This window comes from Pseudomonas sp. FW507-12TSA (genome assembly GCF_058781435.1).
On the sequence record NZ_JBYSWT010000016.1, the window covers coordinates 1 to 22,130 of the forward strand.

Here is a 22,130-nt window from a genome sequence, read left to right on the forward strand (position 1 = left end):
AGCCCGGGGGGCGACGCTCGAGGAAGGTAACGATGCGTGCAATCGATGCCGGCATCCAGGTCTGCGGCGAATGTCATCAACTCAATCCCATCGACGGCCAGCAACCCGCGCGTTGCAGTCGTTGCCGGGCGCTCTTGCATGTGCGCCGCCCGGACAGCATCAGGCGGACCTGGGCCTTGCTGATCAGCGCCATGTTGCTCTACATCCCGGCCAACCTGCTGCCGATCATGACCGTCAGCATTTTCAGAGCATTGTCTACGCCAACCTGGCAGGTGAAATCGATGATCAGACTGACCGTATCATCGGCGCCATGCACGCAGCAGGGCCCAGCCGCCTCATCTTCGTCAATTCCCTGGGCATCTATGACGAAATTCCTGGCAAGTTCGGCGAGTGGAATCATCGTGAAATCGGCCAGTATCTTAGCCCATACCGGCGGTCGGCCGACCTGATCGAAGCCAGCGACCTGGACTACACCATTCTGCGTGCGGCCTGGCTCAGCGACCATGATGAACTAGATTACGAGACCACCGGCCGGCATGAGCCTTTCCGTGGTACCGAGATTTCGCGCAAGAGTGTCGCGGCGCTGATCGTCCATATTATCGAGACGCCCAACTGGTTGTTGCGTGACAACGTAGGTGTCAACAAGCCGGGAAGCGACGGCGACAAGCCCGCGTTCATGTAAATCACTGCCCCTGTGCATACGAACCAAGCGGAGAATCCCATGAGCGATATCACAATCAAGCACCTTCGATACCAGAATCTGGGCTGGGAAACCGCGGCAGACCTGTACCTGCCACCAGGTTTCGACGCCTCCAAGCAATACCCGGCGATTGTCAGCTCCCACCCGATCGGCAGTTGCAAAGAACAGACCTCGGGCAATGTCTACGGCGCGGGCCTGGCCAGGGAGGGCTTCGTAGTGATTGCCTTCGATGCCAGCTTCCAGGGCGCGAGTGGCGGTGAGCCGCGCTTTGTCGAAGCCCCGTCGATCCGTGTGTCCGATATCCGTTTTGTCATCGACTATTTGGTCACATTGCCCTATGTCGACCCTGCGCGGATAGGTGCTATCGGCATCTGCGGTGGGGGCGCTTATACCGTGCACGCTGCTATCACCGACCACCGGATCAAAGCGCTGGTCTCGATCACCGGGGGCAACTTCGGGCGTCTGATCCGAAGGCTTCAGCAATTTCGATCCGGTCGCAGCTCTTCAAGCCATGGCTGCCCAGCGCACCGCTGAAGCTCAGGGAGGCGTCCGGCATGTCATCAACTATCTGCCAGCTTCGGTCGAGGAGGGACGCAATGCGGGCATCACCGATATCGATGTGCTCGAAGCGACCGATTACTACAAGACTGCGCGTGGACAACAGCCCAACGGCGCCACCAGTGGCCTGTTTTCGTTCAACAGCGCCGCATTCGGCTGGGATGCGTTCCTGCATGCCGAGGTGCTGTTGACCCAGCCGCTGCTGTTGGTCATCGGTGATAAGACGGGCGCTTATGGGGCCTACCGGGATGGCTGGGAAATCTACGGTCGGGCAGCCTCGGCCGATAAGCAGATTTACGTTGCTGAAGGCTGGTCGCATTACGACTTGTATAACAAACCTGAGCCCTTGGCACAGGCCATGCCGTTCCTGCGCAAGCATTTGCAGTAAAGCTAGGCGGACCAGCGCGCAGGCTTATTTTGCCGATTTAGGCAAAAATATTTCCCCCTTCCTATAGCGCAGTATCGAAGCAGCCTTGCTCAGTTTGAGCTGCGTAGGAAAGGCTTACCAAAAATCCAACAGATCAAGCAAGTCTCCAGTCGGAATAGGCAAAGTAGACTTGCCCTTCGTCCTTATACTGATTTCAATATTTCAGCGTCTGGCGGTTACCGCCAGAGGAGCGATCCAGGATGGTTGGTCTGAGTCGCGATGCCCTCGATCGAGCTGACAATCGTGTTTATCTTCTGCAGGCTGCCCTGTAGTGATTCATGCTGAAGCGCTTGCAGTCGTCGAAGCTCGGACTCTTCGTACTCATCTTGCGCATCAACCAGCGACCCCACCACACGTAGAAGTACACCGCTGCTGTTGCGCTGGGCCAGACCTCGTGCGCGAAACCATCGGTAATCACCATTTTTCAATTTCAGTCGATAAAACAGGTCGAGTGGGGCGGACACATTGAGATCCGCCATGTAAGCAGCAAATGTCTCGAAGCTGTTTTGCTGGTCATCCGGATGCAGACGGGATGCTCAGCTCTCCAGCCGTTCGGGAAACTCCTCAACGTTTTCGAAACCCAGCAGACCAATGAACTGAGGTGACCACCACAACGTGTTTCTGGGATTGAGGAGGTCACCTTCCACTACCTGCATCTCCCAGAGGGCGTCACGGATGACTTCAAGCGAAAGCTCGAAGCGCAGCTCGCTGGCCGCCAGCGCAACACAGATCACATGGGATGAAAGCGATGAGACATTGCTTGCGCCCAGGTAGCCTTTGAGCCGCGCGTACTCATCCATTCTGGTGCGGATACGGCATTCAAACACTTGGGACAGGCTGCCCACCTTGCCGTAAACCAAGGCTTCTACAGCGGCGCAATCATCCGGGTGTACCCGGGCAAAGAGCTCACTTAAACGGGCTGGCGCATGAGGTTGTAGAAGCTCGGTGAGTGAGGCCGACAACGATATCGAGGTATTTGAACTCAGTCTGCCTGGCCCAAGCGATTCCCAGAAGTACTCCGCCGAGCAGGAGGTCAGCAGTTCAAAACGGGTTCTATCGCGATAGCCCCCAAAGCGAGTGCGGCAAGCCAGTGTTTGCGGAGCATGCGGCATTAATGACATGAAGCAGTGTCTTCCTGACCGCCCGCGTGGTGGAAAAGAGGAGCATCGGACTACCTCGGTTGTCACTGGACGATCAGCACCGCACCAAGAGACTTTACATTGTGTATAATTTTATACGATGAACGTATTAAAAATTAGATTCTTAATCTATAAGATCGGATAAGATTTAATTATCAGACCTTAATGAGTGGAGGGTAGGGCATGGCAGTAGGCGTACCAGAAAACGACGTGTTTGCCGCCGCGGACGCGGTTCTGGCCCGCGGTGAGCGGCCGACGGTGGAACGGGTACGCTTGGAGTTGGGGCGCGGTAGCCCGGCGCGGGTCGGTGGCTTGCTCGATCAGTGGTGGGAACAACTGGCCGGGCGCTTGCGCGGCGAAACCCGCCTGCCCGGCTTGCCGGCGGAGGTCGCGCAGGCCTTCGTGGCCATCTGGCAGCAGGCCACCCTGATGGCGCAAGGTGTCGCCGAACAGGCCCTGGATACCCAGCGTCAGGTGCTGGCTGAGGAGCGCGAGACACTGGCGGCGCTGGAAGCCCGCGCCCGCCTGGAGGTGGCCAGGGCACAGCAGCAGGCCGCCGAGGCCGTCACCGCACGGCAAGGCGTCGAAACCCGCCTTGCCGACTTGGAACAATTACTAACCCAGCGCCAGGCACAGATCGACGATCTATACCGCCAGCGGGACGAACTCCAGGCGCAGCGCGATGATGGTCGCCACCAGTTGCTTGAGCTTCAGCAACAGCTACTCGATAGTCGCGAGCAGGCGGAGCGAGCGCGAGACGAACAGCAGCGTTACACCCGTGACGTTGAAGACCGGGCCTATCGCGAAATCGATCGGTCCCGCGAGGAAAGCAAGGCACTGGGCACACAACTCAAGGACGCCCAGGGCCGGCTCAATGCGGCCCAGCGAAGCGCGGAGGCGCATCAACTGGCCTTGGCCGATGCTCGCGAGCAGGTTCAGGTAGTGCGTAGCCAAGCTCAATTAGCGACCGCGCAGCTGGAGCAGACTCAGCAACAAGTAAGGGACACGGGTGAAGAGGTTAATTCCCTGCAATCCGCATTGCAGGCCGTGCGCGAAGAACTGGTCGCAGCCCGTGAGCGGGCAGTCGCAGCTGAAGCCCGTGCTGAGGCGCTGGGTAGCCGACCCCGGCGCTCAGTGAAAAGCCGCGAGTGATTCAAAATCATGCGCAATGTATCCGGTTCAGTGCGTATGAACCTGCCATCAATCAGGCGGGTAGTTCTCGCCGCCAACAGAGGGAGTAGGGTAGTTGTCATCTGTAAAAAAGAACCTGTGGCACTGGCTGTCTACCAAACCGGGCTTGCTCCTGGCCCTGTTGCTCAATGTCCTCCAGAGCTGGACTACGTACCGCCTCTTCGGGATTGATGTGTCCGCAATGGCGTACTTGATGGGCGCTTTTACCGTCTTCATCTTTTTAGTGGACAATCGCGACGACCGCTTTCTCAAAGGTTTCTTTCTGATTGCTTATGGCGTGATGATCCAATTTTCCTACGACTTGGTGTTCAAAAAAGCATTGGAAGGCTCGCCCTGGGCAGATAACGTCAAGATGCTGCTGATGATGATCACTATCGGCTCTACCGGGGCAGGCGGGAGCTTGATCGCCACGCACAGTGATCGCAGTTCAACCGACCTGGAATCCGGTACCAATCAGGCCAATGGTGAGTCAGCTTTCACTCGACTCGACACGCTCGAACGTCAGGTGCAGGGGCTGGACCGTAAACTGGATCAATTGATCAAACGGGTGGGACTGGCGAGCGCTGGCCTGTTGTTTGTCGGGCTTATGTTAGTGATCTTGCTGCTGGCCCGCTGAGTCAGTGCGCAGGTGGCGCTGCAATTGGAGGCGCGGGGGTACCGGGGCAGTTAGTCAGACCGCCACAGCGCCCGCGGTGAGACTCAGATGGCTAAGCGGCGCTTGAAACCCTCCAGCCAAGTCCGGGCCATTGCCGAATAGGGAGCTTCTGGTGCAGTTGCGGCTTTGAGTTCCTGCAGCATGCGGTCACGTAACAGCCGCAGCCGTGTGGCAACACCGGCTGCGGGCGTTCCTTGTAGCTGAAGCGCGGCATCCGGTGCCTCCAATGCGTCGATCGACGTGGCCAGGTCAATGATGAGGTCGCCAAGGAATTCCATGCTACGCAGCACGCGATTGCGGTCTTGCAGGAGTTTGAGGCGATTCAATCCATACACCTGGATTGAGACAGCACCGCGCTTTTGCTGCGCTGGGGTACCGGTCGGCACGATCAACCCCGTGGGGTGCGCTGGATCCACGCTGTACAGCAGGTGAGCGGCCGGATCGTCATTGCAGGGGTTGAGGAGCAATGGCTGCTCCAGGGAAAAGTCTGTACCTTCGGCAGTGGTTCGTACCCCACCGGCGGCCAAGGGGAAGCTGTTTTTCTTTCCTGCTTGGGTCAACGGCGGAGAGGTGCTGGCGGCCAAAACGGCCAAACTTGAGGATGCCTCCACAATTACCTGACCGCGCTTGCGATTGCAGTCGATGCATGAGGGCAGCAGATTTTCCCATTGCATGGCGATCCACCAGTAGCCGCCATGCGTCGCTGCCTCGGTGACACCCCCCTTGGGCCGATAATGCTCGATATCGACCGGCGCCGAAGCGGCATAAATGGTCTCACAGTACGCACACTTACCGTGAAACATTTTCTCTAACGCACGGCGGACATCATCCCCCTTGTAGGCCGTGTACTCGAAGCTCTTCTTCTTTTTATCAGCCGGCGCGGGGGTGGCGCGGTGCACGCGTACCCGCGCAAGTTCATCGCTACCGGCGGCCCCAAGTTGAAGGGAGGCGGGAGTAGGCGCACGCCGGACCTGACGCATGATCACAAGTCCTCCAACGCGGCGAGGATTTCGTCCTTGACTTTACGTCGTAACGCATGCAATGCCTCACTACTCGCGGCGCGCCGCCGGGCCAGGTATTCGGCGACAGCCTGCTGCACGAGGCGATGTGCCTCGCTTGAGCCGATGGGGAGGGCACTGCTGATGTCGCGTTGGAAAACGCTCAACATCTGCTGATCCTCGATACTTAAAAGGTCGCCACGGCTAAGCTTGGCCATCAAGTCGGCAACATTGGCCAGATGGCGATCGGTATAAGCGTCGTCTGTGGAGAGCATCTGGAAAAAATCTGAAGTGAGTAGCTGTTCAAGGCGAAGCTCCGCTACCGCCGGAAGACCGGCGATGCTTTCGATGGCCATCGGGAATTGACTGTCCAGCCGAGCCTCCGAAGTGGCGATGCGTTGCACTACCGCGACTTCACCGTCTGCCATGCCGCGCAAGCACAACGGGTCATGTGTGGTCACAATGAAAGTCATGTTCGGCAGGGCTGCGCGCAGACGGGACATCACCTGTACCTTCCAGCGCGGATGCAAGTGGGCTTCGATTTCATCAATCAGGATTACCCCGCGTGCTGCCTGAAAATTCTCGAATCCAGGATAAACTGTCGGACTCATCAGTCCTTTGAGGATGTCGCAGACCATTGCCAACATCGACCGATAGCCCGAGGACACGGCGTGAAGTGGTGTGTGGTTGAAGCGTGTTGAACCGTCCAAATCAGTCACAGTGGTGACCATGCACAATGCGCCGGTGCCCGGCATGCGTTGAATGACATCGAATTCACCATCGATTGCCAAGACATCGCGCAGTGTGCGAATCACCATGTCAAAGCGATCTTGGTGAAGCCTGCTTAGCCAAGGCTCAGGATTGGAGAGCGGATGACCGTCAAACAGGCTGCGTACATGGGTATGTGCAGTTGCACGCTGACTGGTCTGACCGTATCGACGAAAAGCACCGTAGGCAAAGACAGGGACCTGCTGGTTGCCCAGATCGCTGTCGTGGGTGGGCTGCTGTCGGTCGATGCTCAACTGAACCCAGCGTTGATTGGTCAGTTCGATTCGAACGTGGGCCGTCGCCATCTCCCATAACTGATCAACGCCGAGCTGCGCAGGGTCAATTACCATGTCAGCCCAGGGCACATTGAGTGCGCTGCGTACCGCCGTGGGGACCAGGGTCAAGGCTATGGCTTCCAGAATAGAACTTTTTCCGGTGGCGTTCTCACCCAGAATGACCAACGAGGGAGCCAGTGTTCCATGGTGCTCCGCGGTGCTTGCCGATGGCTCGTTGAGCCGGAGGTCCAGACGCTCAATAGCTTTGAAGTTACGAATTTGAATAGCAATCACGGCGTCTTTTGCCGGGGGCAGGCGCCGCACCTGCGTGCCATGCACGCGAAGGTCCGCGTCTTCACGCTGCAGCAGGTGGCGCGCCTGTTCCAGTAGCGCGGCGGCATCGGGGGTCGCAGCCCATTTGTAAAGGGCAGGGCGCACGCGCTCGACAGCCAACTTCCGCCCGATGCCTTTGACCGACAGATGTTCGAGCAGGCGCCGGAGCAGCAAGTACCACGTACCCCCGAACTCCAGGCTCTTGAAATCAACCAGCGGGTCAATGTTCTTGAGCTCTCCTGAAAGCACACACGTGTAAAGTGCTTCCAAGCGCTTTTGATAGACCTGATAGCGTTGATCGCGGCGCTCCGAGCGATTGAGGTCGAAGATGGCAATGGTTTGCTCGCCACGAGTTGTGCCTGCCAGCAGTTCACCGTCGAGTGTGGGGATCAAGTGCTTGGCAAACTGTCGCTCCTGAGTGGGATCCAGCAGCAAGGGCTCCTCTTCGGGCGAGCCAAAAGGCCAAAGCCCTTTGCCACTGCTGACATACGCCTGAACCTGGTCCAGTGCTGGTGGCCGGCAGCGCGCTCTGCGAACTGGAAACTGCGGCTCAATCGGCGTGCAGCCTTGACAGATGGGCAGCAGGTTCTGCCACGCGTCGGCAAGCCAGACGTAATAAAGATGCGCGTCACTGGAGCGCGCAACTGGCAGCGCGTTACCTGGCGGACGGAAGCGATGAATAACCAGCTTAGCGCTGGCTTCACAGAAAACGCAGCGCTGCCCGCTCATGTCGGCCAGCGCTTCCAGCAGGTGCGGCTCTTCCGGGTTAAATCCGATGGCCGGCACGCTTGTTTGCGCCCGTCGCTGAGGCTCCCGCTGCCAAAACTCCAGCATCGCTTTTCGTGACGTCTGGGCTTGGGGGGAGCTGAGTGCGGCTGGAGGAGTCATGGGGCGATCAACGTACTGCATGGTCGACCTCCAATGCCGGGGAGAGGAGGGTGCTGGTCCGATTGAGACGACGCGCAGCGTCAGCGACGTCCTCAATGCGCCATGGCTGCATATCTCCGTCGGTGGTTGCCCGGCTGACAGCACACACGCGCATGTAGGTGCAAAAATGCTGAACAGGGTGTTTTTCGGCGAGCTCAAGGATCGCGCGGTAGGTGATCTCAGAAGATTGCTCTTGGAGCATGCCGAAGAGGCGTTCGCGCGCGTCCTGAGCATCATCACGTACCGTTGGGGAATACACCCCGCCTCCGGCACGATTAAGGTCGTTTTTCACTCGGATAACGCTGTGCATCAGGAGGTACAGATCTTTCAGGTAAGTTGGACTGTTGAAACCGCCAATACTCAGGACTGCATTCCGCCGACCTCCCAGTAACTCTACGCTGAAGGTTTCGCCGAACCGCTCGGCAGCTGCTGGAGATAACTTTTTCAGGGCTGTTCTCAAGGCTCGGAGCGACAATGTCGGGTCGGCGTCGGTACGGACCGCGTACCAAATGGGCAATTGTTCGCGCGGCGTCGCAGGGTCGGCGATCTTGTCCAAAGCCAGTCCGGCGATTTCGGCCGCTGGTAAGTTGTCACTCCCGATGATGCGCCGGCTGTAGCGCAGGCATTCAGGGTTCTGTACCTGATGGTTCATCAGCCATTGCTTAAGCAACGGGGCCAGCGTCGAATGCAGCACGGGCGCATGATAGACCACATCGTGCAGGACATAGAATGGACGTTGCTCGGGCTGGCTGGTGGTCAATTCCCACTCAATTTCGCGGTAGAAAAATGCGGTCGCCTCAGGCAGATACTGTCGGCAGAGGCTATCGAGCCAGGAAGGGAAGCCATTGAGCTCGAAAAGCGCGTAGCGCAGGGCCGACTCCGCTTCCCGCGCGTCTAATTTGGTAATGTGGTCCTGGTCGTTCAATTCGATCGCGAGGCCAGTCAACCCGAACATGACCGCTGCGGGAATACTGTTCGGCTCGGCGCCTTCTGAGCGTAAAGTGGGTTGGTAGGCACGCCAGAAAGCGACGGCGGCATCCCGATAGGCTTCGGCAACCGCCAGGCCAAACTCCGGGATCAGTGCGCTCCAATTACTGCCATCGAGCTGCGTGGACGATCCGGAGCCTTCACGAATATGTTCCATCAGATGAAACTGAAAGTTACTCACCTCGCTCGGTTGTAAGCCAGGCGGGTGACGCACTAGATCGGGATTGGCTTTCAGGCGCTCGATGAAGTGCATCCACTGAGTGTTTTCTCGCTTTTGCTGCCGTGCATGCTGACGACGGTATTTTCTTTCCTGCTCCTGAAAGCGCACGAGGGTGGGGTTTGGTATCGGGTTGAGCAGTGCCTGCAAGGTTTCTTGCAAGGGTTTAAGGCCATGGGTACTGGCCAGTAATTGTTCACGCCAGAGTGGTGGCTTGTCATGCTCAGTGAAGATGCGATAGGCCCTCGCCAGCGCGACAAGCTGGTCATCTTCTAACGGACGCTGCCGCACCCAGCCCAACACCCTGGGGAAGCTGTCCGCATCAAATGCCCAAAAGTGCCATGAACATTCAGCCGACCAGTCGTCCTTGAGACTCTGCCCTCTGCGTGCCTGCTGCGCGCGGCATTTCGCGATGCACCACCAGAACAATGCGTCGTTCAGGTCTGGCCACGCAGGAACCAGGGTCGTCAATGCGCCTTTGATGTCACCCAGTTCGCTACCGAACCATTGCATCGCAAGAATACTCAGGGTCGTGGAGGACATGGCGGCTGGAGCCCGCTTAACGATCAAGTGCTCTACGCATCGCAAGGCGATTGGCATTAACCAGTAGTACGCTTTCGAAAGCTCGCACTCCCCACGCTCCAGATGCGGCTTTTTCTGGAGGTAACTCAGCAAACCGCTGGCAAACGCGTGCAAGTCATCGGTTGATGTGGGTTCTGCGCAGCCAGCCAAGCGGTTGACGAAATCCGTCAGGTTGCCAGCGAGTCCACTGGAGTCGTAACGCTTGTAGCCCACTGATCGGGCGAGTGTTTCCAGAATGAGGGCAATTGAGACCTTCTTTGGCGGTGCATACGCGACCAACTCAGCAAAGACCGCGCGGGGTATTTCCCCCTCGCTGTCCAGAATGGCCCGCCAAAGCTCGTTGAGGCGCTCGTTGTCCGCCAAGCATCCGATTGCGCGAACTGCAACCAGACGAGCGTAGTGACCGCGTTGTGGATCCGCAGCAATACGGCCTAGCGGCGCAAGGCTCTGAGTCATCTTTCCTTGCCACACCAGGCGTCCCAAAATGAACATCACCCGGTCATTTTCAAAATGCTCTTCGATGAGCTGGAGTGTGAAGGGTTCCAGCTCGGGGGTAGCAATTCGCACGATTGCACTGTTATCCAGCCCTCTGAGCGACGCAAGCGGGTCTGTGATCTGTTCAATCACCCGCTTTAGGGTTGCCTCGCGCTCCTTGAGTGGCAATGCTGCGGCGTCTCCACCCTCAACGACGACTTCTGGGTAGTGCGCAATGACGCGATTACGGATGCGTTCGTCGAACAGAATCAACCACGGCAGCAGAGGGCGCAGGCGTGCACTCAGCACTGTCAGTCCATAGCGTGAACGAAACATCCAGGGCTCGATTTCGTTGCGATTAGTCTCGGTACCCAGGTGCTGCTGGATCCAGTGCGCGGCGAGTAATTCCCGTACCTCGCGATGGCGGAAACGCACCTCTCCGTAGACTGGCTCCCCAAAAAGCCCGCTGGTGAGCAGAGCATGGCGTTCGGCCGCAGACCATTCGGGCAGCAACACCATCGGGTCGATGCCGTCACCGGTAGTTGTAGCTTGTAACCGCACGTTAGCGATGCCAGTCAGGACTACTGCGATGGCAAGCAATTGGGCGCCGTCCAGCAGACGTGTGAGTGTCAGCGAAGGTGTACACAATTCTGCTTGGCTTAACTGCCGGGTAACGCTTTGCTCCAGGATGTTCAACCGACTCCCCAACACCTGATCGGTTTTCCAGGCGTGGATCAGGTCGCGCAAGTCGAACGGCAGTTGTGCCAACGTGAACAGATTACTGCGCTCCAGTTCATGCAAGAACGTCGAGCTATTCGGAACTTCGTTGCACTCCGCGAAAGTCTGGATGTCCTCGACCGATAACGCGGTCATTTGGTAAACGTTGAGTGTGGGGAGAGGCTCTTCGTTGGTGTGCGCGGTAAGCCGTTGTGAAGTGACTTCGTCTGCGACCAGGCTGACATTGGGCTCATCTTGTTCACCCTCAAGCGTGGTCATGTCAGCATGAAACGGCAAAATTGCTTCAAGCAGTGTACGGTCTCGCTGCGGGCGCCAGGCATACGGGCGGCTCGACACATAAATGTGCGCGCGATTGCAGGCCGATCCCACTCGACCGGCAAAATTATGCAATGCTTGTTCGAATACCCGCGCTGCTGTAAGGCGAATTTCATCCACAGAATCGAGGAAGAACCAACCTTCGTCGGAACTTGCTAGCCAGCTGATGAATGCCTCTGCCGATCCTACTTCGAAGGCCTGCTCAATCTGCTCCGAAAGGTCTTCGATACGGATAAAAAACGCTGCTTTACCCTGGTCTTTTAGTCGTCGTGCGGCTCCTTCCAACTCGTAGGTCTTTCCGGCGCCAGCTTCGGCGAGAATGACAACGCGGTACTCATCGAACAACTGTGGCCATGTCTTGACGTCAGACGAAGCGCTTGCAAGCAACAGTTCTCCAATTGGAATATCGTCCTTCTGATAGGTTTCCGGAACAAGGCGGAAACCCCGATTGAGCGGTACCTGAGGCATTTGGCATCCCTGCAATGAAGATTCAAAGTTTTTTTAGCGGTGTGCCTTATCAGTTGTCTGGTATTTCGCCATGCGCCTGCGTGTTTTTGACATATGAGCGCAAATGGGGCCTAGCCGCCGATTCTGCATCCAGGCCACGAAGCTCGGTCCGGCGGATTTCACCGTTTGGTAAATAAACCAGAAGGGTGTCGTCGCACACCTCATAATCCGCGTAGTGGGTAATGCCTTCATGGACCAAAGAGAACTGCTGCATCATCCAACTCCTGATGAAAATAGAAGTGAGCTCGCGTACGCGCGCTGCTATTCAAGACAATTGGGCTGGGCGACGCCAACTTAATCAGGTCAGCCCTCGTCGCCTCGCAAATGGCCACTATAGAGGGTGGCATCGCGCCCGAGAAGGTCCACTCTGCTGAAAATCTGCTCAGTAGCGTTCAGAGAAAAGCCGTGGATGATGCCAAGCCGCCTCCGCATATGTGCCAGTCACGCCGTTTAACCTAGTAGGCCTTTTATCAAGTCGGATGGGATCAGTGGCTGCCAAGGTTACGATGCCGAATCTGCTTCGTAGGGAGCGCAACGCGCGCGCTCTGCAAAAGCAATCCCACGGAAGGCATTGGGCCAATTTCTCGACTACTGTGTGATAGCTATTGGCCTTGTTGTCTGAGGCTTACACAGGATCGGGAGCGGACGGATATGCGGGTTGCACGGCTGCAGATTGAGAATTTCCGTGGCATCAAGCGTGCGGATGTTTTGTTGCCCAAACATGCCGTCATCGTTGGTGATAACAACATTGGTAAGTCTACGCTCCTAGAGGCGCTTGATCTCGTACTAGGCCCCGAGCGACTCTCCCGTAGGCCAGTGATAGATGAGCACGATTTTTATGCGGGAGAGTATGTCGATCTGCAGGGGCAGCCAGTAAACATAACCATAGAAGTGGTCATCACTGATCTGAATATGGATCAGGAAATGCGTTTTAGGGATCACATCGAGTGGTGGGATAACGGCGCGGGAGATCTGCTCGGAGGCCCGCCAGCAGAGAGTACTGACGAGCAGATGGTTCAGGCCTGTTTGCGCGTCGTTTTTATCGGCAGCTACGATGCCGATGAGGATGATTTCACTGGTGCCACTTACTTCTGTTCGCCGATGAAACAGGATGGGTCCTACGATTTCTTCAGAACTGCCGATAAGCGTGTCTGTGGATTTCTGTATCTGCGCACGATCCGAACCGGCAGTCGTGCGTTGAGCCTTGAGCGTGGTTCGCTCTTGGACATCATTTTGCGGTTACAGGACGACAAGAACTTCAAAATCTGGGAAGGGCTCTTGGTTGAGCTTCGACAGTTGCAGGTTGCAGCTGATCCGGAGATCGGGATCAACGACATCCTGGCGGATGTACAGGCCTCGATCCGCGGCTACATGCCCAGCGATGATGGTAGCGATCCCCAAATGCGTGTTACGCAACTGACTCGCGAGTCTCTGCGAAAAGCGTTAACTGTCTTCATGGCAACCGGTGCGCAGCGCAGTGATGGCGAAGCGCATGCAGCACCATTCCAGAGCCAAGGCACCGGTACTGTTAACATGATGGTACTGGCACTTCTGTCACTGATCGCGGAACTAAAGCAGAACGTGATTTTTGCGATGGAGGAGCCAGAGATAGCAATCCCGCCGCATATTCAAAAACGCATCATCAACGGTGTGCGCAGCAAGTCAGCCCAGGCGCTGTTTACCTCGCATTCGCCTTACGTGCTCGAAGAGTTCGACCCCGAGCAGGTAATCGTTATCAGCCGAAACGATGGAAACTTGAGTGCTATGCCTGCAGGGCTGCCGCCGGGCATCAAAGCAAAAATGTACCGGCAAGACATGCGGCTGCGTGTTTGTGAGGCCCTTCTGGCACGTCGGGTGCTGATTGCCGAAGGCCGGACGGAATATGACGCTTGGCCCGCCGTAGCGCGACTGCTTCATCAGCAGGAGCCGGAGTCTTTCATGCCGCTTGAGGCATTGGGCATCCCAATCATCGATGCGACGACTGACTCGCTGATCGCTCCGATGGGTGCCTACTACCGCAGGCTCGGGAAGAAGGTCTATGCCGTTTTCGACGAGCAGGCACCCGAGCAATTGGAGGCTATTAAGGCGTCGGTCGACTACCCCTATCAAGCGCCTGAGAAAGGTTTCGAGAACGTCGTTCTCAAAGGAACCGATGAGGAAGTGTTGCGTGGCTGGGTTGCGTCTCTGGTCGACAGCGGTGCTTGGCCTTCAGACTTAAAGGACAAGGCCCCGGGCCCTGATGCCACGAAGGATGAGGTAGCAGCGATTCTAGGGGTGCTGCTGAAGCGCTGGAAAGGCGATGGTGCTGCTGCCAGCTTACTTTGTACCGCCATGACCCGAGATCAACTCCCGGAATTCATTGTCAGCACCCTCGAGAGCATTACAGCCACAATTGTTCCCAAGAAGCCCGAGCCTGAACTTTCGGAACTGGATGATGACTTTCTCGATTTGGTTGGGCCTTAACAGATGATGGTGCTTGATCAGTCTCGACGGGATGTTATCGAGTCACCCAGACATCTGGTGGTGATGGGCGGCCCTGGCTCAGGGAAAACCACAGTCGCATTGCTCAAAGCTGAAGCATTTCTAGGCCGACTAGACCTCACAGAGTATCAGCAGGTGCTGTTCCTGAGCTTCGCCAGAGCAACGGTCGCGAGGGTTGCGGAACAGGCCGGGAAAATGCTGCCGAAACTTGAGCAGGCTCGGCTCGAGGTCAACACCTATCATGGCTTCACGTGGAATTTGCTGCGCAGCCATGGCTACTTGCTCCGCAACGGGCGAGCCTTATCACTTCTTCCTCCGCCAGAGGCTGCTGCGCGATTGTCCACATTGAGCGAAGAACAGATAGCCTTGGAGAAAATCAGGCTGCTCGAGGAGGAGGGACTGTTGCACTTCGACCTGTTCGCCAGCAATGCGGCCATGTTGCTGGAGAGAAGCCGGTCGCTGCAGCGCATCTACGGCAACAGCTATCCACTGATCATACTCGACGAGTTCCAGGACACGAACGAGGATGAGTGGCGTTTCATTCGGGCGTTGACTCGGCATAGCCAGGTGCTGGCTTTAGCTGATCCGGAACAACGAATCTTCGAATTCCGCGGTGCCAGTGCTAGCAGGATTCAAGAGTTCGAACAAGCCTACCGCCCCGCCTCCTTTTCTTTTGGAATGGAAAATCACCGGAGCACAGGGACCGACATCGTCCAGTTCGGCAACGATCTGCTGGCAGGAGTAAATAGGGGCAGAGCCTACACCCATGTGTCGGTTACACCCTATGCGCCGCGCAAGGGGATGCTCCATCGGGCTTTCAAATTTGCCATTCTGACTGCTATAGCACGGTTGAATAGAGACGGACGTGATTGGTCACTAGCCATTCTGGTTCCCAGCAAAAGCTTCATGGCTGAGGTTTCTGCGTACCTTTCGAGTGATGCGGACAATCTGCCCAGGCTTTCCCATGAGGTGGCGTTCGACCAGGAGGCAGCAGCACTCTCTGCTACGGCGATCGCCGCGTTGCTGGAAGGTGGCGCGAATGCTGAACTCATTACTGAAAGACTTCTTAGAAACCTATGTGCTCATCTGCGTGGCAGGAAAGGCGAGAAAGCCCCAAGCAAGGCTCACTTGGAATTGGTACTCGCTCTGGAGCAGTTGTTCGGTGGGCAAGCACTTCGTCGAGCGCCGCACAAGCGGGTTCTTGCTGCCGCACAGCTTATTGCAGTCCAGCGTCTTGAGTTGCAATTGACTGGCGACCCCCAAGTTGACTGGGTTGCCGCACGACAATTTCTGGATTCAAGCACCGAGCAGGTTTTCAAGCAGATCGGTATAGATGGTCGGTATGTGCGCTTGCTTGGGAAGGGATCGTTACTTCGAAGCCGTTTGAGCGAGATGTGGCGCTCAGCTGAAGGCTATTCAGGAGCAGAGAAGCTGGTGCGGGATGCTCTTATTCAGGACCACTTTCAAGCTGTCACCAGGGACTGGAAGGGGCTCCATCTGATGACCATGCACAAGTCGAAGGGAAAGGAATTCACAGAGGTCATTCTTTATGAGGGAGTGATGAAGGGGCGTTTCTTGCCGACCGAAGCAACCCCGGATCGCGTGCGTCAGGCCCGTTTAGCCATGCGTGTCGCTGTCACTCGTGCAATGAAGAAGGCGACTATCTTGACGCCGACTGGGCGAAATCGCTGCCCGTTGATTTGAACGCAAGATTGGGGATGCCGCCAGGGACCATCGCATCATTACTGATGTGCGGCTGATCGGACGTTGCGATCCGCTAACCTAGAGTGAAAGACAAAATGCCCAGGCCCAACCACCTCGCCTTCTTTGTCTGGCGGATAATGGTGAACGGGTTCCAGATTAGTGCAAAACGGCGCTGGTTGATCAAGGTTGTACCATTACCCCTTTCTTACAGCTCGCGGATGATACTCCGATTAATCGGCTCCCGAATAAGTACGAGTTTGATCCTGTCCGATGTCCTGTGCACTAGCTCTTTTCATTTTTCATCAAGGGCCTCGAAACTGATTGATATCTGTTGTTTGTGAATAATGATACTCCTTGGGTGAAAAGCGTCCCTGTGGGCCAAACAATAAATTGGCCGTTAGATATTCGAGATAGATGATCGCCTCCGGTTGCGCATATCGTATAAAGCGCTCGCGCTGGGCCGCAGATAGACAGGCTCGGTGCTTCAGACATGTTTTCACCATTTCCGCCAGTACATAGCCGCGTATGTCGTATCGCTCATCCATGGCGCAAAGGATGGTTCGATAGCATAAGTGATAGTTCGGTTGCTGGCCGGTCTGTAGGTAGGCGTCGTTACTCATCCTTGACTCCCGGCCTGCCAGGAGGCCAGAAATTGCAGCACCTGCTCAACTTGGCCCTGACTGACTAGTTGCTCCGCAGTTCGCCCCTCGAAAGTTAACAATTGATCTTGGCGGAACCAGCTAATTGCTTGCTCGATAGTCGCACCGGTCTCAGTCACCGTCAGAACCACACGTAGGACATCTGTTATGAAGCGTAGCGCTGCTTCGGAGTCAGTCGTGGTTGCACCATCTGACTGGCTTTTGCGATACGTAGCGAGGTAAACGTCAAACTCAGCTGGGTTGAGGCCAAAAGCCCTGGCGTAACGTTCCCCTGGAGAGGTTGTCCCTTTCGTGTTGCGTAGGTAATCAGCCAATTCAGCAGCTGACAGCGCGGTTAACTGAAATGCCTCTTGGTTCATGACTTGTTCCCCTCGCGACCTTTCGTTAACAGCATGCCCCCAAATCAACAGTAAGCAAAGCCATAGCTGTGTGGCTTTTATGGTCGACGTGGCAAGGGCGGTCGTTCAGCGGAAGCGTATGTACGCCACGGATGTGGAGCTTTCACGCAACGGCCTAGGAGCATCCCCCGATGACACAGTAGACACAGAGAGGGCCAGGCGGAACGACTGAGACCACGCGATGGTGGTGGGCGGACTGGAACTAATGTTTAGGGAATGTGCGGTAGGGTCGATTTGGGGGTTTGACTTACCGCTTTTTGGCCTTTTCAGTTCTGATCACTGCAGTAGGGGTACCGGAGCACGAGGTGTTTGCCGCCGCGGACGCGGTGCTGGCCCGTGGCGAACGGCCGACGGTGGAGCGGGTACGCCTGGAATTGGGGCGCGGCAGCCCGGCGCGGGTCGGCGCTTTGCTCGATCAGTGGTGGGAACAGCTGGCCGGGCGCCTGCGCGGCGAAACCCGGCTACCCGGACTGCCGGCGGAGGTGGCACAGGCCTTCGTTGCTATTTGGCAGCAGGCGACCACCTTGGCCCAGGGCGTGGCGGAGCAGGCGTTGGCCGGCCAGCGTCAAGTGCTATTAGAAGAGCGCGAGGCGCTGACCGAGCTGGAGGCTCGCGCGCGTCTGGAAGTCGCACAGGCCCGTCAGCAGACGGTGGAAGCTGTGGCAGCGAGGCAGGGCGCAGAAGTCCGTCTGGCTGATTTGGAACAGTTACTGACCCAACGCCAGGCTCAGATCGACGACCTGCGCAACCAGCGCGATGAACTGCAAGCGCAGCGTGACGAGGCGCGTACGCAATTGACCGAAGTCGACCATCTGTTGCAGGAAAGCCGTAAGCAGGCTGAGCAAGCGCGTAGCGAGCAGCAGCGCTACACCCGCGACGTCGAAGACCGCGCCTATCGCGAGATCGATCGAGCCCGGGAGGAGAGCAAAGCACTGGGCGCACAACTTAAGGACGCCCAAGGCCGGCTCAGCATTGCCCAGCGCGGTATGGAGGAGCATCAGCTTGTCCTAACAGACACCCGTGACCAGTTGCAGGCGGCACGTAGCCAGGGGCAATTGCTCGGCGCGCAGTTGGCGCAGATCCAGCAACGCGCTAGCGAGGCGGGTGAACACATCAATCGCCTAGAGGCCGCCTTGCAGGCCGCCCGAGAGGATCTGGCCGGAGCTCGTGAACGTGCGGTGGCGGCCGAAGCCCGTATTGAGGTGCTGGCCAGTCGCCCGCGACGTTCAACTAACAAGCGCGACTGAGCGTCGACGCTTTGTACTTGGACCGACGCGGCTACATCAGTAGGTACGGCGCTGAGGAGGCATGAAAAGCGCTTGATGGATCGGAAAATGGTGCGTCCACGTAGATGGTTCTGGCGACCAACAGGGGCTTTGCCCATCGCCGGTTTGCGGGCATGCTTTAGTATGAAATGTAGTGGGAGGAATGAGCTATGAATCAGGGGGTACCCCAACCAGCGGCGCTATCGACCGCCGAGTTGATCGACTACCTTTGTACCGCGAACGGCACACCCTACTCAGTTGAGCGCTACGTCGAGATCTTTGCCCTCAGACCTGACGTGCTTGCTGACCAGGTCGCAGTCTATCGTCGCAGCCAACCAGATGCGGCCAGAACATCAGATGTCGAAGCGGCGCAGCGGTTTATCGCAGATGTCCTTCGGGTGGTCTTGGCGGTAGCCGAGAACGGGATTGCCATCCAGCCGGCGATCACGTGGTTTCGCTTCGAGCCATTACCAACCTTCGACCAGCAGACTGCGGAGCAACTGGTCAGTCAGGGCCAAGTCGATCAGGTGTTGCAGTTTCTGACCTCTTGGCAGGCCGGGAGCCAGGGATGAGTCGCGATACCCAACGGCAGGTCAGTGCGCAATCGACTTTTTACGCCTGCTATGACACCGTCCTACGCGCCGTCGATGCACGTTATGACGTCCGTGGCTATGTATTGGCAGAGATGGTGAAGGCGTGCCTCATGCACCACGCCACCCTGTCTGCGGCGCAGCGGGTGTATTTTGCGCAGTATGCTCCCAGGGAGGCGGCGGCCTACCTGGAAAGGCTTACGGCCATGTTGCTGTTTGGTCCCAAGGGGCGTTTTTCGCCGCAAGAGTACCGCTACTGATGAGCGACCGAATCGAGCTGCCTTCCGCGTTGCTCGATGGGCTGGGATGGGTCGTTGAAGCGCAAGCTCTCACCCAGTGAGTCAAGCGACTAGATTTGCCCATCGTGGACATTTTTGATGCGAACCACCTGACTGGCTTGTGGGACCTGTTAACGGGCAACCGTCTCCTCTTGCGAATACCCCAGATTATTACCGTGACCCCGTTTACCTGCACACACCAGGTTGGGCAAGCAACGATCAAAGATACTGCTAGGGTGCGCTCACGAAATTCCGGTCGAGATGACCAGCCGCGACTGCTCCTCAACGTCGCCCCAAATCCGACTCAGCCGAGAACAATACGTTGATCACGAGCAGTTTCTCTAGGTCTCGCGTGGGATGCAGTGAATAGCGGACGTCGTTTTCCACTTTGAAGAGCAGGCCTGATACACCAGCCTCGTCCTGCACTACGCACACCTCCTGCAACGGCTCCATCAGCCATCTGGAGTGCCCGTTGAGATGGGCTGGGGTTACGATTTGCACCTGTTCGACCCATGCGTGCTTCGACTGGCTTTCGATAATCCACGCCAAGTCATGTGCGTACTGGAGCAGCAGCGTGCTGGCTATCACCTCACGCTTATCCCGCCGAGCAATTTGCACGTAAAACCATGGCCATTGAAGGTCCTGTTCGACAGCAGCCCACAACTGGGCCGGGTAGTAATCGAACCGCGGATCCAGGTGCATCTCAAGATGATGATAGGTGATAAACATGACTGAGCCTCGAAATGAACTCTATAGATTGTAGTCCTATAGCGCTCAAGCGGGCCTCATCGTTCCTTTTGCGGATTTGGCAAAATGGAACTGAATGCGGCCTTTGGCCTTGCCCTCAAGCAGCTACGCAAGCATCGGGAACTGACCCAGGAGGACTTTTCGACGGTCAGTAGCCGCACATACTTAAGTACGCTGGAAAGAGGACAGAAAGGTCAGACAATTCAAAAGCTCGAGCAGTTGGCGGGTGTATTGGAGGTTCATCCCGCCACTGTGCTGATTGCGGCCTACCTTTTTAAGGAGCCGCACCGGGATAGCCGGGCGCTTCTCGCTCGCTTGGAAGATGAGTTGCAAGCATTTGGATTTACTAACCGAAGCAAATGAAACTCACCAGCACGCTATGGATACTACTGCCGCCCAGGCAATCGTTGCGTTAGCCCGCGATGGAAAAGGGCGATTAACCAGTGCGATCGCTCATTAGCCGTGGGAGTCTCAAAGGTTTCACCCGAAGCCTGCCAATCGGCGCCCATGGTATCAATGACTGCGAGGTGGAAAAGCGTCAGATTCTGGAGACGAAATGCGGTCGCTTTTGAGAGCAGGAACTTACGTAGCGCTAACATAGCGGATGACTTACCGCTGTTGTTAGCGCCGACCAGCAGGGTAGTGGTGCTTGCCAAGTCGATTCGAACAGGCATGAGCTTGCGGAGGTCGCGATCTCCAGGTACTAGATCTGCCTAACCTCTTCCTTGTAGTGGCTCAGGGCAGGTTGTTGGGGATGGAGATCGGGATCTCTAGCTGAGCGCTTGCAGGACTCCAACACCAATGACGGCCTTTTGTCACCATTACTATCCGAAATGCGCTCACACCATCTGCCGCGCTCATCGAGGATGAACTGATTGAGTACGCCGGAGCTTGCGGATGAATCAATCTACCACTGCTTAGCCAGTTACCGACCCATGGTTCATCCTGCATAGTACCTACCGTAAACGTAGGCAGGGCTGAGACTGCCGAGGCCATGTTGAAGATCAAGAGGCGACCTCTTCAGAGTATCCAACTTTGCACCGGTGTCTCTGAACCACCGAAGTGAAAGTGATTTTATTACCTGCAAATCAGGTTCATTGAGGCCTGTTATTGATAAGGCTCGATGAACTTCAATCAGGGCAGCCTTGACGATTCCATTTATTTGGCGAATACAGATGCCGGAGCGGCCATGTAAAGCCTCTAAGAGCGGCAACCTTTCATCTGCCTCGGGCAAAGGAGGAAGTCCCCTGCTGACGCGATAGCGTTTTAGGTATGGGAGAAAACTAGACGGAACTGGAACTTTTTGAGGAGGGGCTCGATTAAAATGCACAAACCACCACTTCCCGTCAGCAAAACTGAAAACATTCATTAGTGGGTATCTATTGTTATTAATTGCCAGGTCTGACGGTCGCAGATAGAGATGCAAAGCCGCTGCTATGGCAAAAAGGGCGCGCTCGCCATCAGACGATAGAGAAGCCTGTCGCTTTAACTCGGAAAGAACCACTTTCAGGAGATCGCGATCAACTAGGCTTCTAGGTGGCTGGCCTCTCGAAAAGGGGCGCCCGTGCTGCGGTTTAAACCCCTTAATAGGGTTCGCCGTCGATAACCCCTCAAGATGTAGAAAGCTAAAAAAAGAGCTGCAAATGCTTTGAATCTGCCTCAGCGATCCATTGTGAGGGGCATTGATTTTGTTTAGCCCCCGCGAGTCCATTGGTCGCCAACTTTCATTAACAATCCATTCTCCCTCATCGTCAATAAATCGTGCTTTGGGGGCATTGCCTAGCCAAGCAGGAGGCGGCTTTTCGCAGAAGGTAAGAAATTTTCTAAAATCTTGAGAAGTAAGTACTGATGAAGCCTTGCCAGCATAAATCCAACTCCATAAAAGTAAGCGCTCAATAAAACCACGGTAATTGCCGAAGGTTCCCTGCGATCGATTGTGCTGGGATAGAAATAGCCTAGCGTTGCTGAAGTCCTTGAAAGCGTCAAATCCTTTAAAAACGCTAATATAGGATCGTACGCTGGGGTACGTTCGAAAATATTCGTCGTCAGACCAGACCATACATTCTGGCCCAGCGAACAGGGGCTGAAGGATGTATTCTTGTGACATAGGCCACCCAACGTACATTTGGTCCGTGATTGGATGAGTGTAGCAAAAGCATTTGAGTATCTTTTTTTGACTGCTCATTTTACCGTTGCGCAGTATCCTTTTTTAGCTTG

Annotated in this window: 22 protein-coding genes and 1 pseudogene; 12 read left to right on the forward strand and 11 right to left on the reverse strand. The window is 56.3% G+C overall.

Going from position 1 to position 22,130, the window contains the following annotated elements; genetic code table 11:
• Positions 1–32: 32 nt before the first annotated feature.
• From AC3WK8_RS16310 to AC3WK8_RS16325, 4 genes and pseudogenes are all read left to right on the forward strand, one after another.
• A pseudogene (locus AC3WK8_RS16310) lies at positions 33–239 on the forward strand (paraquat-inducible protein A); the annotation flags it as partial.
• A gap of 62 nt (positions 240–301) precedes the next feature.
• Positions 302–682 (forward strand): NAD(P)H-binding protein, encoded by a 381-nt coding sequence (locus tag AC3WK8_RS16315; RefSeq protein ID WP_256592289.1) that lies wholly within the window; start codon positions 302–304, stop codon positions 680–682.
• Positions 683–721: 39 nt separating this feature from the next.
• Complete coding sequence (locus tag AC3WK8_RS16320; RefSeq protein ID WP_256578806.1) at positions 722–1,234, forward strand: alpha/beta hydrolase; 513 nt, start codon at positions 722–724, stop codon at positions 1,232–1,234.
• Complete coding sequence (locus AC3WK8_RS16325) at positions 1,212–1,646, forward strand: alpha/beta hydrolase family protein (RefSeq protein ID WP_256578805.1); 435 nt, start codon at positions 1,212–1,214, stop codon at positions 1,644–1,646. Before AC3WK8_RS16320 ends, AC3WK8_RS16325 begins: the two co-directional genes overlap by 23 nt.
• 215 nt (positions 1,647–1,861) lie before the next feature.
• Here the strand turns inward: AC3WK8_RS16325 and AC3WK8_RS16330 are convergent, their stop codons facing one another.
• Positions 1,862–2,212: a PAS domain-containing protein gene (locus tag AC3WK8_RS16330; protein ID WP_085600215.1), complete on the reverse strand. Its 351-nt coding sequence runs from the start codon at positions 2,210–2,212 to the stop codon at positions 1,862–1,864.
• A gap of 9 nt (positions 2,213–2,221) precedes the next feature.
• Positions 2,222–2,806 carry a hypothetical protein gene (locus tag AC3WK8_RS16335; protein ID WP_143494838.1) on the reverse strand — a complete coding sequence of 195 codons (585 nt, stop codon included), beginning with the start codon at positions 2,804–2,806 and terminating at the stop codon, positions 2,222–2,224.
• 201 nt (positions 2,807–3,007) lie between these two features.
• On the opposite strand from AC3WK8_RS16335, the gene AC3WK8_RS16340 reads away from it, so the two are divergent.
• Positions 3,008–3,976, forward strand: a complete 969-nt coding sequence (locus tag AC3WK8_RS16340) for a DNA-binding protein (RefSeq protein WP_103325235.1) — start codon at positions 3,008–3,010, stop codon at positions 3,974–3,976.
• A gap of 94 nt (positions 3,977–4,070) precedes the next feature.
• Positions 4,071–4,631 carry a hypothetical protein gene (locus AC3WK8_RS16345; RefSeq protein WP_146043263.1) on the forward strand — a complete coding sequence of 187 codons (561 nt, stop codon included), beginning with the start codon at positions 4,071–4,073 and terminating at the stop codon, positions 4,629–4,631.
• 83 nt (positions 4,632–4,714) lie between these two features.
• On the opposite strand, the gene AC3WK8_RS16350 is transcribed toward AC3WK8_RS16345, so the two are convergent.
• Genes AC3WK8_RS16350 through AC3WK8_RS16365 form a run of 4 tightly spaced genes read right to left on the reverse strand, consistent with a single transcriptional unit; the run spans position 4,715 to position 12,005 of the window.
• Entirely contained in the window at positions 4,715–5,650 is a 936-nt protein-coding gene (locus tag AC3WK8_RS16350) for an HNH endonuclease family protein (RefSeq protein ID WP_103325238.1), read from the reverse strand.
• Positions 5,651–5,652: 2 nt separating this feature from the next.
• Positions 5,653–7,953 carry an AAA family ATPase gene (locus tag AC3WK8_RS16355; RefSeq protein ID WP_103325240.1) on the reverse strand — a complete coding sequence of 767 codons (2,301 nt, stop codon included), beginning with the start codon at positions 7,951–7,953 and terminating at the stop codon, positions 5,653–5,655.
• On the reverse strand, positions 7,940–11,752 hold the full coding sequence (locus AC3WK8_RS16360; RefSeq protein ID WP_103325241.1) for an NACHT domain-containing protein: 3,813 nt from the start codon (positions 11,750–11,752) through the stop codon (positions 7,940–7,942). The genes AC3WK8_RS16355 and AC3WK8_RS16360 overlap by 14 nt, the downstream gene beginning before the upstream one ends.
• Before the next feature lie 49 nt (positions 11,753–11,801).
• Positions 11,802–12,005 carry a hypothetical protein gene (locus AC3WK8_RS16365; protein WP_103325243.1) on the reverse strand — a complete coding sequence of 68 codons (204 nt, stop codon included), beginning with the start codon at positions 12,003–12,005 and terminating at the stop codon, positions 11,802–11,804.
• A 437-nt stretch (positions 12,006–12,442) separates the two neighbouring features.
• On the opposite strand from AC3WK8_RS16365, the gene AC3WK8_RS16370 reads away from it, so the two are divergent.
• A complete protein-coding gene (locus tag AC3WK8_RS16370) occupies positions 12,443–14,254 on the forward strand; it encodes an ATP-dependent nuclease (protein ID WP_103325245.1) in 1,812 nt (603 codons plus the stop codon).
• 3 nt (positions 14,255–14,257) lie between these two features.
• The gene (locus tag AC3WK8_RS16375) at positions 14,258–15,976 is read left to right on the forward strand and encodes a UvrD-helicase domain-containing protein (protein ID WP_103325246.1); all 1,719 of its coding nucleotides are present in this window, start codon (positions 14,258–14,260) and stop codon (positions 15,974–15,976) included.
• A gap of 302 nt (positions 15,977–16,278) precedes the next feature.
• Here AC3WK8_RS16375 and AC3WK8_RS16380 read toward each other — a convergent pair whose 3' ends face one another.
• Complete coding sequence (locus AC3WK8_RS16380; RefSeq protein WP_103325248.1) at positions 16,279–16,596, reverse strand: hypothetical protein; 318 nt, start codon at positions 16,594–16,596, stop codon at positions 16,279–16,281.
• Complete coding sequence (locus AC3WK8_RS16385) at positions 16,593–16,994, reverse strand: hypothetical protein (protein WP_103325250.1); 402 nt, start codon at positions 16,992–16,994, stop codon at positions 16,593–16,595. The genes AC3WK8_RS16380 and AC3WK8_RS16385 overlap by 4 nt, the downstream gene beginning before the upstream one ends.
• Positions 16,995–17,338: 344 nt before the next feature.
• On the opposite strand from AC3WK8_RS16385, the gene AC3WK8_RS16390 reads away from it, so the two are divergent.
• From AC3WK8_RS16390 to AC3WK8_RS16400, 3 genes are all read left to right on the forward strand, one after another.
• On the forward strand, positions 17,339–18,280 hold the full coding sequence (locus tag AC3WK8_RS16390; RefSeq protein WP_256592283.1) for a DNA-binding protein: 942 nt from the start codon (positions 17,339–17,341) through the stop codon (positions 18,278–18,280).
• 188 nt (positions 18,281–18,468) lie between these two features.
• Positions 18,469–18,870 carry a hypothetical protein gene (locus AC3WK8_RS16395; protein WP_103325251.1) on the forward strand — a complete coding sequence of 134 codons (402 nt, stop codon included), beginning with the start codon at positions 18,469–18,471 and terminating at the stop codon, positions 18,868–18,870.
• Positions 18,867–19,148 carry a hypothetical protein gene (locus AC3WK8_RS16400; protein WP_103325253.1) on the forward strand — a complete coding sequence of 94 codons (282 nt, stop codon included), beginning with the start codon at positions 18,867–18,869 and terminating at the stop codon, positions 19,146–19,148. The genes AC3WK8_RS16395 and AC3WK8_RS16400 overlap by 4 nt, the downstream gene beginning before the upstream one ends.
• Before the next feature lie 300 nt (positions 19,149–19,448).
• On the opposite strand, the gene AC3WK8_RS16405 is transcribed toward AC3WK8_RS16400, so the two are convergent.
• Positions 19,449–19,895, reverse strand: a complete 447-nt coding sequence (locus AC3WK8_RS16405) for a hypothetical protein (protein ID WP_103325255.1) — start codon at positions 19,893–19,895, stop codon at positions 19,449–19,451.
• Between the two features lie 84 nt (positions 19,896–19,979).
• Here AC3WK8_RS16405 and AC3WK8_RS16410 point away from each other — a divergent pair, with 84 nt between their 5' ends.
• Positions 19,980–20,276, forward strand: coding sequence for a helix-turn-helix domain-containing protein (locus AC3WK8_RS16410; RefSeq protein ID WP_103325256.1), 297 nt, complete (start codon positions 19,980–19,982; stop codon positions 20,274–20,276).
• 23 nt (positions 20,277–20,299) lie between these two features.
• On the opposite strand, the gene AC3WK8_RS16415 is transcribed toward AC3WK8_RS16410, so the two are convergent.
• Both AC3WK8_RS16415 and AC3WK8_RS16420 read right to left on the reverse strand, forming a co-directional pair.
• A complete protein-coding gene (locus AC3WK8_RS16415; RefSeq protein WP_310650573.1) occupies positions 20,300–20,587 on the reverse strand; it encodes an AAA family ATPase in 288 nt (95 codons plus the stop codon).
• Positions 20,588–20,853: 266 nt separating this feature from the next.
• Positions 20,854–22,020, reverse strand: a complete 1,167-nt coding sequence (locus tag AC3WK8_RS16420) for a site-specific integrase (RefSeq protein ID WP_146043264.1) — start codon at positions 22,018–22,020, stop codon at positions 20,854–20,856.
• Positions 22,021–22,130: the final 110 nt, after the last annotated feature.

Coding starts and splice junctions, on each gene's coding strand:
- AC3WK8_RS16415 (WP_310650573.1), bottom strand. CDS start 20,587: ATGCCTGTTCGAATCGACTTGGCAAGCACCACTACCCTGCTGGTCGGC.
- AC3WK8_RS16355 (WP_103325240.1), bottom strand. CDS start 7,953: ATGCAGTACGTTGATCGCCCCATGACTCCTCCAGCCGCACTCAGCTCC.
- AC3WK8_RS16340 (WP_103325235.1), top strand. CDS start 3,008: ATGGCAGTAGGCGTACCAGAAAACGACGTGTTTGCCGCCGCGGACGCG.
- AC3WK8_RS16350 (WP_103325238.1), bottom strand. CDS start 5,650: ATGCGTCAGGTCCGGCGTGCGCCTACTCCCGCCTCCCTTCAACTTGGG.
- AC3WK8_RS16370 (WP_103325245.1), top strand. CDS start 12,443: ATGCGGGTTGCACGGCTGCAGATTGAGAATTTCCGTGGCATCAAGCGT.
- AC3WK8_RS16400 (WP_103325253.1), top strand. CDS start 18,867: ATGAGTCGCGATACCCAACGGCAGGTCAGTGCGCAATCGACTTTTTAC.
- AC3WK8_RS16385 (WP_103325250.1), bottom strand. CDS start 16,994: ATGAACCAAGAGGCATTTCAGTTAACCGCGCTGTCAGCTGCTGAATTG.
- AC3WK8_RS16335 (WP_143494838.1), bottom strand. CDS start 2,806: ATGTCATTAATGCCGCATGCTCCGCAAACACTGGCTTGCCGCACTCGC.
- AC3WK8_RS16375 (WP_103325246.1), top strand. CDS start 14,258: ATGATGGTGCTTGATCAGTCTCGACGGGATGTTATCGAGTCACCCAGA.
- AC3WK8_RS16420 (WP_146043264.1), bottom strand. CDS start 22,020: ATGTCACAAGAATACATCCTTCAGCCCCTGTTCGCTGGGCCAGAATGT.
- AC3WK8_RS16325 (WP_256578805.1), top strand. CDS start 1,212: ATGGCTGCCCAGCGCACCGCTGAAGCTCAGGGAGGCGTCCGGCATGTC.
- AC3WK8_RS16410 (WP_103325256.1), top strand. CDS start 19,980: ATGGAACTGAATGCGGCCTTTGGCCTTGCCCTCAAGCAGCTACGCAAG.
- AC3WK8_RS16405 (WP_103325255.1), bottom strand. CDS start 19,895: ATGTTTATCACCTATCATCATCTTGAGATGCACCTGGATCCGCGGTTC.
- AC3WK8_RS16365 (WP_103325243.1), bottom strand. CDS start 12,005: ATGCAGCAGTTCTCTTTGGTCCATGAAGGCATTACCCACTACGCGGAT.
- AC3WK8_RS16320 (WP_256578806.1), top strand. CDS start 722: ATGAGCGATATCACAATCAAGCACCTTCGATACCAGAATCTGGGCTGG.
- AC3WK8_RS16380 (WP_103325248.1), bottom strand. CDS start 16,596: ATGAGTAACGACGCCTACCTACAGACCGGCCAGCAACCGAACTATCAC.
- AC3WK8_RS16360 (WP_103325241.1), bottom strand. CDS start 11,752: ATGCCTCAGGTACCGCTCAATCGGGGTTTCCGCCTTGTTCCGGAAACC.
- AC3WK8_RS16395 (WP_103325251.1), top strand. CDS start 18,469: ATGAATCAGGGGGTACCCCAACCAGCGGCGCTATCGACCGCCGAGTTG.